Source organism: Georgenia alba (genome assembly GCF_042665525.1).
Classification (GTDB): Bacteria; Actinomycetota; Actinomycetes; order Actinomycetales; family Actinomycetaceae; genus Allobogoriella; species Allobogoriella alba.
Genome location: NZ_JBHTCQ010000002.1, coordinates 443018 through 455997, shown reverse-complemented (window position 1 = coordinate 455997; position 12980 = coordinate 443018). Strand labels below are relative to the sequence as shown.

Sequence of the window (12980 nt, the reverse complement as noted above, 5' to 3'; positions counted from 1 at the left end):
CGGGAACCCGTCGTTAGGTTGAACAGCCGGAGGGAGGACGATGACCACGAGGAACGAGCCGCTGTGGACCCGCGACTTCGTCCTCGCCACCGTCGTCAACCTCTGCGCCGCGTCGGTCTTCTACCTCCTCATGACCACGCTGGCGCGCTACGCGGCCGAGACGTTCAGCACCGGCGAGAGCATGTCCGGCCTCACCGCGAGCATGTTCATCGTCGGGGCGATCCTCGCCCGGGCGGTCGGCGGAAACGTGCTCGAGCTGGTCGGCCGGCACCGGACGCTCCTGCTGGCGCTCGTCCTGTTCCTGCTGGCGTCGCTGAGCTACCTGCCCACCACGTCGCTCGGGCTGCTGCTCGTGGAGCGTTTCGTCCACGGCGTGGCGTTCGGGATGACCAGCACGGCCGCGATCACGATCGCGCAGAGCACCATCCCGCCGCTGCGGCGCAGCGAGGGCACCGGCTACTTCACGCTGAGCAACACGGTCGCCACCGGGGTCGGGCCGTTCCTCGGGCTCACCCTCATCGACGCCCTCGGGTACTCGGGGCTGTTCTGGGGCGCCGTGGTCATCTCGGCGGCCGGCCTCGTCGTGGCCCTGCTGCTGCGCGTGCCGGAGCTGGACCTCTCCCCCGCCGAGCGTGACCGGCTCAAGCACTTCCGGGCTCGCGACCTGCTGGCGCGGGAGGTCGCGCCGCTCGCGGTGTTCATCGGAGTCGTCGCCTCCGCCTACTCCGGCGTCATCGCGTTCCTCGACTCCTACGCGAACGGTGCCGGGCTCCGGGCGGGCGCCGGCGCCTTCTTCCTCGTCTACGCGGTCGTGCTGTTCGTGGCCCGGCTCTTCGTCGGCCGGATCCAGGACCGGCGCGGCGACAACGTCGTCATCGTGCCCGCCATCGCCTCGCTCGCCGTCGGGCTCGGCGTCCTGGGGGTCGCGACGTCGGACGTCATGGTCGTGATCTCCGCCGCCTTCGTGGGGTTCGGCTTCGGCACGATCCTCTCCTCCTCCCAGGCGGCCGCCGTCGGCCTCGTGCCGGAGGAGCGCCTCGGCGTCGCCGTCTCGACGTTCTACCTCGCCGTCGACATCGGCACGGGGGTCGCGCCGGCGCTGCTCGGCGTGGTCGCGGGCGCGTCCGGCTACCGGGTGATGTACCTCCTGCTGGCCGCCGTCGTGCTCGCCTCCGCGGGGCTGTACTACCTGGTGCACGGCCGACGGTCGTTCGTCTCCGTCACCCACCGCCGGCCGGGCTGACGGCTACAGGCCCAGCCGACGGCGCAGCTCGCGGGCGTGCCGCCGGGAGACCTCCACGCGGCTGCGCTGCCGGTCGTCCATCACCAGCACGAGCGCGCCGCGGAAGTCCGGGACCAGCTCCCGGACGTGGTCGAGGTTGACCAGGTAGGACCGGTGCGCCCGGTAGAAGTGCCCGCGCAGGCGGCGCTCGAGCTCGTTGAGGGACAGCGAGACCAGGACGCGCTCGTCGGCGAGCTTGAGCGAGGAGTACCCGCGCGCGGCGGCCGCGTAGACGATCGAGGCGCCGTCGACGAGGACCGTCCGTCCCTCTCGCTGGACCGGGATCCGCGACAACGGCTCGACGGCGGAGCCCTGCCCGGCCGCCGTCCCCTCCTCGGTGCGCTCCGACGCGAGGGCACGGTCGACGGCCCGCCGGAGCCGGTCGGCGTCGAACGGCTTGACGAGGTAGTCCGCCGCGGCCAGGTCGAAGGCTTCGACGGCGTGGTCCGGGTAGGCGGTGGTGAAGATGACCTTCGGGCGGTGCGGGAGGTCGCGGAGCGCGGCGGCCACCTCGAGCCCGGAGCCGCCCGGCATCCGCACGTCGAGGAGCACCAGGTCGTAGTCGAGGGACCGCAGCAGCAGCAGTGCCTCTTCGCCGTTGGTGGCCTCGCCGACCACCTGGACCTGGCCGATCTCCTCGAGCAGGTACCGCAGCTCCTCCCGGGCCGGGGCCTCGTCGTCGACGATCAGGGCGCGGGGGCGCATCCCGTCAGGGTAGTCGCCCCAGGCTCACGGTTCGTCGACGTCGGGGACCGCGGCGTCGCCGCCGCGGCTGGAGGGTGGGAGTGACGACTCGGCACAGCATTGACAACTCGGCGGGTCAGCGGAGGGGGATGCGGAGGTCGACGACGGTGCCGCCGCCAGGGGCGGGGGTGATGCTCAGCTCGTACCGCTCGCCGAAGAGCGAGTCGAGGCGCTCGGAGATGTTCCGCAGCCCGACACCTCCCCCGCGGGCGCGTCCCGGCTCTCCGTCCGCCGTGGCGTCACTCTCGGGTGGCGGGCCACCCCGCTCGCCGTCGGAGAGGCGTGCGAGCACCTCGGGCCGCATGCCCACGCCGTCGTCCGAGACCCGGATCGAGGTGGTCCGGGTGAGCGGGTCCACGCGGGCCCGCAGCCGGATGGTGCCGCCCTCGACCTTGTCCGCGATGCCGTGCTTGACGGCATTCTCCACCAGCGGCTGGATGGTCAGCACGGGGACCCGGGTGGTGAGCACCTGGGGGTCGATGTCGTACCGCACGCGCAGGCGGTCGCCGAACCGTGCCTGCTCGAGCGAGAGGTAGGTCCGCACGAAGAAGTACTCCTGCGCGAACTCGGCGAAGTGGCCGTCCTGCCGCACCGCGTACCGGAAGAAGTCGGACAGCCGCAGCAGGAGCTGACGCGCCTCCTCCGGATCCGTCCGGGCCTTGGAGGCGATGGTGTTGAGGATGTTGAACAGGAAGTGCGGGTTGATCTGCGCGCGCAGCGCGTCCAGCCGTGCGTGCGCCGCCAGGCGCCGTTCCCGGTCCATCTCCGCCAGCTCCAGGTGCAGCGAGAGCATGCTCGCCATGTCTTCCACCAGCCCGCGCGGCGGCGGGTCGGGGTGCACGCGGTAGACACCGAGGGCGCCGACCACGCGGGACCCGATGGCCAGCGGCGTGACGACGGCGGACTGCAGCGGGCAGTCCGGGTGGTTGCACGCCAGCCCGGCCCGGTCGGGCACCACGACGGTGCGCCGCCGCTCGATCACCCGGGCCGTGGTCCGCGTCTGCGGGGCGCCGCCCACGCGGTGGTGGTCCGAACCGGGGCCCACGAAGGCGAGCACCTGGTCCCGGTCCGCGATGGCCACGGCGTCCCCGCCGAGCATCGGCCGCAGCAGCTCCACGGTGCGGCGTGCCGCGTCGGTGGTCAGCCCGGACCGCAGGGGCATCGAGCGACCGGCGGCGGCGATCGGCCGCTCCCGCTCCTCCACCGGCCGCTGCGCCCAGCGCGGCCCGCGCGGCCCGCGCAGCGCCGACGGGTAGCCGAGGACCGCCGCCACGCTCAGCGCCGTGCCGGCGGCCACCGTGGGCAGCACGCCCAGGGCCGGGCTCACCAGCACCTGCGTGACGAGGTACACCAACCCCCACACCAGCAGGAGCACACCCGCGAGCAGACCGCTACCGCCGCGCACGAGGCCCCCTCATGCCGAAGAACCGCCGCCCGCGCCGGCCACGCTCCCCGACGGTCAGCCGGGCCAGCCGTTCGGCCCGCCGGTCCGCCGCGGTCCCGTGCATCCGGACGAACGCCTCGTCGACGTCCGGTGGCGCGGCGGTGCGCCGCGAGACCAGCACGGTCACCGCCGCCGCCACGGGTGCGGCGACGACGGTCGGGGTCACCAGGACCTCCTCGAGGACCCACGGCTCCACCGCGTTGCCGGTCGTGAACATCACCACGGCGAGCACGGCCCCGGTGACCATCCCGGCCTCGGCACCGGCCGCCGTCGTGCCGCGCCACCAGATGGCGAGGATGAACACGGGGGTGAACGCGGACCCGGCGACGGCGAAGGCCCAGGTCACCATGGTCGCCACCATGGAGGGCATGGACGTGGTGAAGGCGTCCGGGTGGATGACGAGGGCGAGCACCGCTGCCGCGCCGGCCGCCACCACGGTGGCGGTGCGGCCGGCCTGGACCGCCTGACGCTGGGTCGCGCGCGGGTTGATGTGCCGCTCGTACACGTCGTGCCCCCAGGTGGCGGCGGACGCCAGCAGCAGCCCGGCGATGGTGGACATCACCGCGACCAGCGCACCCGCGGCGATCACGCCGAGCCCGGCGTCGCCACCGTAGATGCGGCCGAGCACCGGGAGCGCGTGCTCCGGGACCCGCAGCACGCCGTCGACCGTGAGCCCGGCGAGCCACGGGTGCTCGTCGACGGCGCCGGGTACGAGCGCTCGTGCCGCCGTGCCGAGCATGACGGCGAGCGCGTAGAAGGTCCCCGCCAGACCCAGCACCCAGACGGTCGTCACGCGGGCCGCCTTCCCGGTGGGCGAGGTGAAGTACCGGTTGAGCACGTGCGGCAGCCCTGCCGTGCCCAGGGCGAGGGTGACGACGAGCGCGAACTGGCCGAGCGCGCCGTACCGGGATCCGGGCTCGCCGAAGGTGGCGGGGGCGTCCGGGTCGATCTGGCTGCGTTCGGGCTCGAGCCGCCACCGCCCGTCCTCCTCGGTCGGGTTGGCGAGCGGCTCGGCTCCCAGGCTGTCGATGGCGTCGCCGTACCGGAAGCCCTCGCCGATCACGACCGCGGCCAGCCACACCAGCGCGGCGAGCAGCACGAGGAACTGCACGGCCTGGTTCCAGGTGGTCCCCCGCATCCCGCCGAGCACCACGACCACGGCGACCACGGCGGTGGAGATGAGCACGCCCGTCTCGTAGGGCCGCAGCCCGAGGATCCCCTGGCCGACGAGCAGCTGCCAGGTGATGCCGGCGCCCACCGACTGCGGGATGAGGTAGGAGAGGATGACGAGCTGCACGACGGCGACGGCGACCAGCCGCACCCGCTCCGAGCCCAGGCGCCGGGCGAGGAAGTCCGGGATGGAGAACTCGCCGAACCGGCGCAGCGGGGCTGCGACGAACAGCAGCAGGGGAACGAACCCGGCGGCGAAGCCCACGGCGTACCAGGCGCCGTCGAGCCCGGAGACGTAGACGGCCGCCGCGACGCCGAGGAAGGACGCGGCGGAGAAGTAGTCGCCGCAGATCGCCCACGCGTTGGTGAGCACGCCGACCCGGCGTCCGGCGAGGTAGAAGTCCAGCGTGGACGTCCCGCGCGGCCGGGTGGCGAGCGCGACGCCCACGACGATGGCGCCGACGACGGCGAGCGCGACGACGCTGGCGAGGTTCACGGGACGTCCTCGGCCGGGGTCTCGGGCCGTTCGTCGCCGTCGGGACCGCCGAGCATGCGGTCCTCGACGGCCGTGGAGAGGCTCGCGGCGGCGACACCGAGCACCACGAAGACCGCGTACAGCCCGAACGCCGCCATGACGAAGCCCGGGCTCATGTTGCCGACGAGCCGCGCGTCGGACCACCAGTCCAGGGTCAGGGACAGGGCCGGGAACCCGCCGACGACCGCGAGGAAGAGCACGAAGTAGCCGACTGCGACGCGCCGCAGGGTCCGGAACGCGGCGTCCACCTCGGCCGGGGTGTCGCGGGCGTCGAGGTCACGCTCGCGGGCGAGGTCGTCGCCGTCGTCGCCGTCGTCGCCGTCGAGCATGCGCACACCCTATGCACCTGGTGCGGGCAACGGGCTGGCGCACGGGAGGTTCCGGCCGGCGCACGGCGCGGGTCAGGTGGTGGTGGCGGGGGTCCGCAGCAGGCGGATGCCGGTGCGCAGCAGCACCACCGTGCCGCCGGCCACCATGACCAGTCCCATCCCCGGCAGCAGCTGTCCCCACGCGTCGGTGGTGGCACTGAGGTGGGCCAGCCGCGCGACCTGCCAGCCCACGATGACTCCGGCCACGCCCCCGGCCAGGAGGCAGTGGGCCAGTGCGACCCGGCGGTACGGCAGGACGGCGCCGGCGATGCCGAGGAATCCTGCGCACAGCGTCCACAGCCCCGGACCGGCGGTGCCGGCGAGGTTGCCGAGCGGCGTCATGACCCAGGGCAGCAGCGAGCCGACCAGGGTGAGCAGGCCGCCGAGGAGCATGCCGACGCTGCCCGGGTGCAGGATGCGCTTCTGCGGGCCGGGTGCGGAGGTGCCCGCCGTGCCGGCGGGTGAGCTCGTCGTCGAGGCCATGTCGTCGATGCTAGGCGACGCGGACGCCGCAGCGGCAACGCGAGGGGCGAACGGTCCGCACCGGCGCGCGAACGGTCGATACAGGCCGACGAGCGGTCGTGGCCGGCGCGTCGCACCGGTCGACGGCGCAGGGCGACCGTTCGCGAATCCCAACCGGCCGTCCGTGGCGCGTCGCTTGTGCCGGCCACGCGGGGTGCGGTTCGCTCGCCGATCAAGGACACGGACAGGACGTGCCCCGGGCGAGGACGCACGGGGCCGATCGCGACGAAGGGAGCGTCCGATGGCCGACACGGCTCACGAGGGCGAGCTGGGCGGGAGCCCGCCGCCCGGTGGGGGCGAGGACAACGGGTGGCGCAAGCAGTACTGGCGCAAGAACCTCCGGCTGATGCTGGTGCTGCTGGTCATCTGGTTCGTGGTCGCGTTCGGCTGCGGCGTGCTCTTCATCGAGCCGCTGAACTCCATCGTGATCGCCGGGTTCCCGTTGGGCCTCTGGTTCGCCCAGCAGGGCTCGATCTACACCTTCATCATCCTCATCCTCGTCTACGCCCTCCGGATGGACCGGCTCGACGAGGAGTTCGGCGTCAGCGAGCGGAACGGGAACGGTGATCAGCCGTGAGCGACATCCAGATCTGGACCCTCGTCTTCATCGTCGTCACCTTCGGCATCTACATCGTCATCGCCTGGCGCAGCCGGGTGAAGGACACCGAGGGCTTCTACGTCGCCGACCAGGGCATCCCGACCGTCGCCAACGGTGCGGCGGTGGCCGCGGACTGGATGTCGGCGGCGTCGTTCATCGGCATGGCGGGCCTCATCGCCTTCCTCGGCTCCGACGGCTCCATCTACCTCATGGGCTGGACGGGCGGCTTCGTGCTGCTGGCGCTCCTGCTCGCCCCGTACCTGCGCAAGTGGGGCAAGTTCACGGTGCCGGAGTTCGTCGGCGACCGGTACTCCGAGACCGTCCGGCTCATCTCGGCCGTCGCGGCAATCATCGTCTCCTTCACCTACGTCGTCGGGCAGATGAACGGCGGCGGCATCGTCTTCAGCCGCTTCCTCGGCCTGGACATCACCGGCGGCGTCATCGTCGCCGCGCTGATCATCTTCACCTACACGGTCCTCGGCGGCATGAAGGGCATCACCTGGACCCAGGTGGCCCAGTACACGGTGCTGATCATCGCCTACCTCATCCCGGCCGTGGCGGTCGCGCAGCAGATGACCGGGATCCCTGTCCCGCAGGTCTCGTTCGGCCAGATCCTGGCCGAGCTGGACGCGCTCAGCCAGGACTTCGGGCTGGCCGCCTACACCGAGGCGTTCTCGGGCCGCCCGGGCGGGCAGATCGACGTCTTCCTCGTGACGATGTCGCTGATGCTCGGCACGGCCGGCCTGCCGCACGTGATCATCCGCTTCTACACGACCAAGACCGTCCGCGGCGCACGCTTCTCGGCTTTCTGGGCGCTGTTCTTCATCGGGCTGCTCTACACGACCGCTCCCGCGGTCGGCGCCTTCACCAAGCTGAACCTGCTCCAGGGCGTGCAGGGGGTGTCCGTCGACAACCTGCCGGAGTGGGTGCAGAACTGGCAGGCGACCGGGCTCGTCTCGGTGGCCGAGAACTCGGACGCGGTCAACACCATCACGAACGACGCGGAGGCGTTCGCCGAGGGCGGGTACGACCTGCTCGTCAACAACGACATCCTCGTGCTCGCGAGCCCGGAGATCGCGGGCCTGCCTGCCCCGGTCGTCGGCCTCGTCGCGGCCGGCGGCATGGCGGCGGCCATGTCCACGGCCGCCGGTCTGCTGCTGGTGATCTCCTCCTCGGTCTCGCACGACCTGTTCTTCCGTGTGGTCAAGCGGGACGCCACCGACCGCCAGCGATTGCTGGCCGGGCGGGTCGCGATGGGTCTCGCCGTGCTGGTGGCGATCTACTTCGGCATCAACCCGCCGGCCTTCGTCGCGCAGGTGGTCGCCTTCGCGTTCGGGCTGGCCGCCTCGACGTTCTTCCCGGTGCTGCTCCTCGGGATCTTCTGGAAACGGGCGAGTGCCGCAGGAGCGGCGGCGGGCATGCTCGCCGGCCTGGCCTTCACCGGCAGCTACATGATCTACACGCTGGAAGTCTTCGGCACCCCCGAGAACGACCACATCCTCGGCATCAGCCCGGAGGGGATCGGCGCCGTCGGCGCGCTGGTGAACTTCGTGGTCACGATCCTGGTGTCGTCGGTCACGCGGCCGCCGTCGGAGCACGTGCAGGAGATGGTCGAGGAGATCCGCTACCCGGCGGCACGGGTGAGCTCGACGAAGTCCTGACGCCGCCGCCGGGGGCCGGACCGCCGGCGGGCCCGGACGAGACGGAGGGGGCGGATGTGGTCGATGGGGGACGACCACATCCGCCCTCTCGCGTGGGATGCGTGGTCAGCTGCCGTCCACGGCCCACGTGACCGCGGGGTCCTCGGACGCCATGTCGACCGTGACGAGGCCGAGCAGCCCGCCGAGCTGGAGCGGGCTGGTGAGCTCGCAGGGGCCGGTCACGCCGTTCTGCGTGCACCGCGCCGTGACGTTCACCCGGGCGTTGCCGAGCATCCCCGTGACCTGGGTGATGTCCTCCTCCAGGTGCAGGAGCGGCTCGAGCTGGTCCAGCTGGTCACGCGCCTGGCGGCTCAGGCTCCGGTCGATCGTTCCGTCGTGCAGCCGGGTTCCGTCGTCGGCGTTCTCCTCCAGGCCCAGGCCGCAGTTCGCGTCCAGGGCCGAGGAGGAGACGCACTGCTCGGCGGACTCCCGCACGGCGTCCCGGAACGCGGTCACGCCGTCGTCGGTGAGAGAGGCCGTGAGTCCGCCGGTGTCGTGGGGACCGGGGGCGGTGACCTGGAGCGGTCCGCCCTCGAGCCGGAAGTGCTGGGCCGACGTCGCGATCTCGTAGGTGCCGACGAAGGCGTTCAGCGGTCCGCCCGCGACGTCCTGACCGTTGACCGTCAGGTCCAGGCCGGTGAGGTTGGGCGTCGAGATCTGGGCGAGCCCGCCGTCCAGCAGCCACTTGCCGTTCCCGGCGCGGTCGACGACGAGGAACACCGTGTCGACGGGCTCGCCGCCCATGAGGTAGCTGACCCTCACCTCGGCGGTGGCGTCCCCCTCGACCACCTCCCCCACCTCGATCTCGCTGATCGGGGCGATCTCGAGCGAACGGGCGAGCGCCTCGTCGGTGAGGAGGGGTTCGTCCTGGGGCCGCTGGTCCGTCGGGAGGTAGGACAGCGCCTCGGCGGCGTTCCCCTCGGCCACGGCGCCCAGGTACCCCTCCACGAGCTCCTGAGGGCTGGTGGGGCGTGCCTCCGACAGGACCCGGCCCGGGCTCGGCCAGAGGACGACGGCGGCGACCACGGCGATCGCCACGACGACGGCGCCCGCACCTCCGAGGAGGGCGGCTCGGGCACCGCGTCCGAGCTTCTTCGGGGGCTTCTGCTGGTACTGGGGGTGCTGCCCGTACTGCTGCTGGTAATGCGGCTGCTGCTGGTACTGGGGGTGCTGCCCGTACTGCTGCTGGTACTGCTGGTACTGCTGCTGCGGCGGGTGCGGCTGGTACTGCTGCTGGTGCGGCACGTACTGCGGGGCGTGGTGGTGCTGCTGCGGCACCGGCCGTCCGTACTGCTGCTGGTGGTGCTGCTGGCCGTGGGCCGGCTGTTGGGCCTGCGGCGGCCCGTGCTGCTGGCCGTGCCACGGCTGCTGCTGCGGAACCTGCCAGGCACCCGGCGCTCCGGGCACCGGCGGGCTCTGCCCGGGCGGCTGCTGCCCGGGGGCCCCCTGTTGCCACGGACCCTGCTGCGGCCCGTACGGGCCCCGTGGTCCCGGTGGTCCGTCCGCCCCCTGCCGGCCGTCCTGCGGCCCCCACGGTGCCCCCGGGCGGTGCGCGCCGTCGTCGGCGTTGCCGTGGTCGTCCTGGCTCATCTGGTCCCCCGTTCCCCGTCCGCGAAGGCTATCGGGGTTCCGGCGCCGTGACCGCGTCCCGCGGTGGGGACCTCTCCCCACCACGGTGCGGGCGGGCAACACGCGCGTAACAGCACGCTGCTAGCGTCCGGGCGTCACCCCAGGAAGCGAGTACCCACCCATGACCTCCGTCGTCGACGACGCCTCCCAGCCCACCGCACCGAGCGCACCCAAGGACCGCGACTACCCGCTCAGCCGGGTTCCGAGGTCGGCACGGCACGGGACGCTCGCGATCGCCGTCGTCATCGCGGGGTTCTTCTTCTACACGCCCACGATGGTGGCGGGCGGCCAGGTGGTGACCGCCTTCCCGTTCGGCGAGTTCCTCGGCCTCGCGGCGGTGGCCACGGTGGTGCTCGCCGCCTACATCGCGCTGCTGGGCGTGGTGAGCGAACGCACCGGGCTGACCACCGCGCTGGTCTCGCGGCTGATCCTCGGCAAGGCGGGCGGCAAGTGGGCGTCCTTCGTCCTCGGCGGCACGCAGCTCGGCTGGTACGGCGTCTCGCTCGGCGTGCTCGCCAGCCTGGTCGAGGCCTCGACCGGGTTCACCGCCGGGTGGCTCGTCATGATCGTCGGCGGTGTCCTCATGGCGTCCACCGCGTACTTCGGGTTCAAGGGCATCGAGATCCTCTCCTGGGTCTCGGTCCCCCTCATGATGGTGCTCTGCCTGTGGGTGACGGCCCGCTCGGTCGGCGAGGCGGGCGGCTGGGACGAGCTGCTCGCCGGCGGGGGCACGGAGGCCGGCAGCATCGGCGCGGGGACGGCGATCACGATGATGATCGCGACCTTCATCTCCGGCGGCTCGCAGATCGGGAACTGGACGCGGTTCTCCGCCGGCGCCACGAAGACCTTCCTGCTGACCCTCGTCTCGGTGCTCGTCGTGCAGTTCGCGATGCTGTTCTTCGGCGGCGTCGGGGTCGCGGCGTTCGGCGAGGGCGACTTCGTCGACGTGCTGCTGGCGATGGGCATCGTCGGGCTCGCGCTCTTCCTGCTGCTGACGAACCTGTGGACCACGAACGACAACACGGCCTACGCCTTCGCGGTCGCCGGGTCGGAGCTGTTCGGCAAGCCGGACAAGCGGCCGTTCGTGGTCGGCGGCGTCATCGTGAGCATCGCGCTGGCCCTGACCGGCATCGCCGACCACCTGGTGCAGTTCCTCAGCCTGCTCGGTGTGGTCATCCCACCGCTCGGCGGCGCCATCATCGGCACGTTCTTCCTCGTGTGGCGCGGCAAGGACCCCGGCACCGACCTCTCGGAGGTGCCCATGGTGCGGGTGGGTGGCCTGGTCGCCTACCTCGCCGGCGCGGCCGCCGCGCTGGCGAGCACCTACGGCGGGTTCGGCAGCCCGGCGATCCTGGGCATCGTGGTGGCCGCGGCGGCGGCGCCGGTCGCGGCGGCCGTCGAGAGGCGAGGCGCCGCACCGGCCCGTTGAGTCCCGGTCCCACGACGCCCTGCCACACTGACCGCCATGCGCAGCGTCGAGCAGGTCACCGATGTCGTCACCGACCACGGCGAGGGCCCCGTCTGGTCCGACGCCTGGGGCGGGCTCCGGTTCGTGGACATGCTCGCCGGCGGCGTGCTCACGCTGCGGGCGGACGGCGCCGTGGACCGGATCGAGGTCGGGCGAGTGGCCGCCTTCGTGCGGCCGCGACGGCAGGGCGGGTACGTCGTCGCCGTCGAGCACGGGCTGGGTCTCGCCGACGACGTCGACGGACAGCCGACCCGGTTCGTCGACGTCGGTCGCGGACCGGGGCTGCGCTCGAACGAGGGCGCGGTGGCCCCCGACGGCAGCCTCTACCTCGGCACCACGGAGTGGGAGCAGGAGCCCGAGGCCGCGGGCCTGTACCGGGTCACGGCGGACCTGCGGGTCGAGCAGGTGCTCGACCGCGTGACGATCTCCAACGGCCTCGGCTTCTCACCGGACGGCGCCCGCGCCTACTACGTCGACTCGGGCGCCGGCCGGATGGACGTCTTCGACGTCGCGGACCACCGCCTGACGAACCGCCGGCCCCTGGTGCAGCGGGACCGGTCGGAGGGCGACCTGGACGGGCTCGTCGTGGACGTCGAGGGCACCATCTGGGTCGCGGTGTACGGCGCCGGCCGCGTGCTGCGCTACTCCCCGGAGGGTGAGCTGCTGGAGGAGATCGACGTGCCGGTCCCCCACGTGACCGCGTGCACGCTCGGTGGGCCGGACCTGACGGACCTGTTCCTCACCACCTCCCGTCGCGACCTGCCCGCCGGGCTGCCCGGTGCGGGTGCCGTGTTCCGGGTCGAGGTCGACGTGCCGGGACTGCCGGTGGGCGAGTTCGCCGGCTGAGCGGCGGCGCGGTGCCTCATCCTGCCCGGCGGGAGAAGGTCAGGTGCGTGACGCCGCTCGGCGCGGAGACGGCCTCGAGGTCGTAGGTCTCCTCGAGCCCTTCGAGCCCGTCCCACAACCGCACGCCGCGGCCCAGCACGATGGGGACCTGGACGACGTGCATGTGGTCGACGAGGCCGGCGACGAGGAAGTCGCGGATCATCGTGGCCCCGCCCCCGAGCCGGACGTCCTTGCCCCCGGCCAGCTCGCGGGCATGCTCGAGTGCGTCCGCGGGTGAGGCGTCGAGGAAGTGGAAGGTGGTGCCGCCGTCCATCTCGATCGGCGCCCGCACATGGTGGGTGAGCACCACGACCGGTGTGTGGAACGGCGGGTTGCTCCCCCACCAGCCCCGCCACCCGGCGTTCTCGTGCCAGCCCGGGTAGCCGTACTTCCCGGCCCCCATGATCTCGGCGCCGAAGCCCCGCTCGTGCTGCCGGACGAAGGCCTCGTCGATCCCGGTGGTCCCCCGGGCCGGCGGAGCATCTCCCGGCCGAACCGGGTCTCGAACATCCACTCGTGCAGCCGTTCACCGGCGTGGCCGAACGGTTCCTCGACGCTGAGGCCCTCGCCCGTGCCGAAGCCGTCGAGGGAGACCGAGAAGTTGTGCACGCGGGTGAGCGACATGCCCCCTCCAT

11 protein-coding genes and 1 pseudogene are annotated in these 12980 nt (G+C 72.6%); 5 read left to right on the top strand and 7 right to left on the bottom strand.

Annotation, left to right across the window (positions count from 1 at the left end; genetic code table 11):
- Positions 1 to 40: 40 nt before the first annotated feature.
- Positions 41 to 1243, top strand: a complete 1203-nt coding sequence (locus ACFQQL_RS12040; protein WP_382394649.1) for an MFS transporter — start codon at positions 41 to 43, stop codon at positions 1241 to 1243.
- 3 nt (positions 1244 to 1246) lie between these two features.
- On the opposite strand, the gene ACFQQL_RS12035 is transcribed toward ACFQQL_RS12040, so the two are convergent.
- The 5 genes from ACFQQL_RS12035 to ACFQQL_RS12015 form a co-directional block, all read right to left on the bottom strand.
- On the bottom strand, positions 1247 to 1987 hold the full coding sequence (locus ACFQQL_RS12035) for a LytR/AlgR family response regulator transcription factor (protein WP_382394647.1): 741 nt from the start codon (positions 1985 to 1987) through the stop codon (positions 1247 to 1249).
- 115 nt (positions 1988 to 2102) lie between these two features.
- Entirely contained in the window at positions 2103 to 3431 is a 1329-nt protein-coding gene (locus tag ACFQQL_RS12030; protein ID WP_382394645.1) for a histidine kinase, read from the bottom strand.
- A complete protein-coding gene (locus ACFQQL_RS12025) occupies positions 3418 to 5136 on the bottom strand; it encodes a sodium/solute symporter (protein WP_382394643.1) in 1719 nt (572 codons plus the stop codon). Before ACFQQL_RS12025 ends, ACFQQL_RS12030 begins: the two co-directional genes overlap by 14 nt.
- Entirely contained in the window at positions 5133 to 5504 is a 372-nt protein-coding gene (locus tag ACFQQL_RS12020) for a 6TM ABC transporter family protein (protein ID WP_382394641.1), read from the bottom strand. The genes ACFQQL_RS12025 and ACFQQL_RS12020 overlap by 4 nt, the downstream gene beginning before the upstream one ends.
- Before the next feature lie 72 nt (positions 5505 to 5576).
- Entirely contained in the window at positions 5577 to 6026 is a 450-nt protein-coding gene (locus tag ACFQQL_RS12015; protein WP_382394639.1) for a hypothetical protein, read from the bottom strand.
- Between the two features lie 280 nt (positions 6027 to 6306).
- On the opposite strand from ACFQQL_RS12015, the gene ACFQQL_RS12010 reads away from it, so the two are divergent.
- Entirely contained in the window at positions 6307 to 6642 is a 336-nt protein-coding gene (locus ACFQQL_RS12010) for a DUF4212 domain-containing protein (RefSeq protein ID WP_382394637.1), read from the top strand.
- A complete protein-coding gene (locus ACFQQL_RS12005) occupies positions 6639 to 8324 on the top strand; it encodes a sodium:solute symporter family protein (RefSeq protein WP_382394635.1) in 1686 nt (561 codons plus the stop codon). The genes ACFQQL_RS12010 and ACFQQL_RS12005 overlap by 4 nt, the downstream gene beginning before the upstream one ends.
- A 105-nt stretch (positions 8325 to 8429) precedes the next feature.
- On the opposite strand, the gene ACFQQL_RS12000 is transcribed toward ACFQQL_RS12005, so the two are convergent.
- The gene (locus ACFQQL_RS12000; protein WP_382394633.1) at positions 8430 to 9953 is read right to left on the bottom strand and encodes a hypothetical protein; all 1524 of its coding nucleotides are present in this window, start codon (positions 9951 to 9953) and stop codon (positions 8430 to 8432) included.
- Positions 9954 to 10113: 160 nt separating this feature from the next.
- Here ACFQQL_RS12000 and ACFQQL_RS11995 point away from each other — a divergent pair, with 160 nt between their 5' ends.
- On the top strand, positions 10114 to 11421 hold the full coding sequence (locus ACFQQL_RS11995) for a cytosine permease (RefSeq protein ID WP_382394631.1): 1308 nt from the start codon (positions 10114 to 10116) through the stop codon (positions 11419 to 11421).
- Positions 11422 to 11457: 36 nt separating this feature from the next.
- Complete coding sequence (locus tag ACFQQL_RS11990) at positions 11458 to 12306, top strand: SMP-30/gluconolactonase/LRE family protein (RefSeq protein ID WP_382394629.1); 849 nt, start codon at positions 11458 to 11460, stop codon at positions 12304 to 12306.
- Positions 12307 to 12322: 16 nt separating this feature from the next.
- Here the strand turns inward: ACFQQL_RS11990 and ACFQQL_RS11985 are convergent.
- A pseudogene (locus ACFQQL_RS11985) lies at positions 12323 to 12969 on the bottom strand (dihydrofolate reductase family protein).
- Positions 12970 to 12980 lie beyond the last annotated feature (11 nt).

Bases quoted from the DNA above. Each gene is read 5' to 3' on its own strand.
- ACFQQL_RS12040 (WP_382394649.1), top strand. From the start codon at position 41: ATGACCACGAGGAACGAGCCGCTGTGGACCCGCGACTTCGTCCTCGCC.
- ACFQQL_RS12035 (WP_382394647.1), bottom strand. From the start codon at position 1,987: ATGCGCCCCCGCGCCCTGATCGTCGACGACGAGGCCCCGGCCCGGGAG.
- ACFQQL_RS12020 (WP_382394641.1), bottom strand. From the start codon at position 5,504: ATGCTCGACGGCGACGACGGCGACGACGGCGACGACCTCGCCCGCGAG.
- ACFQQL_RS12015 (WP_382394639.1), bottom strand. From the start codon at position 6,026: ATGGCCTCGACGACGAGCTCACCCGCCGGCACGGCGGGCACCTCCGCA.
- ACFQQL_RS12010 (WP_382394637.1), top strand. From the start codon at position 6,307: ATGGCCGACACGGCTCACGAGGGCGAGCTGGGCGGGAGCCCGCCGCCC.
- ACFQQL_RS12000 (WP_382394633.1), bottom strand. From the start codon at position 9,953: ATGAGCCAGGACGACCACGGCAACGCCGACGACGGCGCGCACCGCCCG.
- ACFQQL_RS11995 (WP_382394631.1), top strand. From the start codon at position 10,114: ATGACCTCCGTCGTCGACGACGCCTCCCAGCCCACCGCACCGAGCGCA.
- ACFQQL_RS11990 (WP_382394629.1), top strand. From the start codon at position 11,458: ATGCGCAGCGTCGAGCAGGTCACCGATGTCGTCACCGACCACGGCGAG.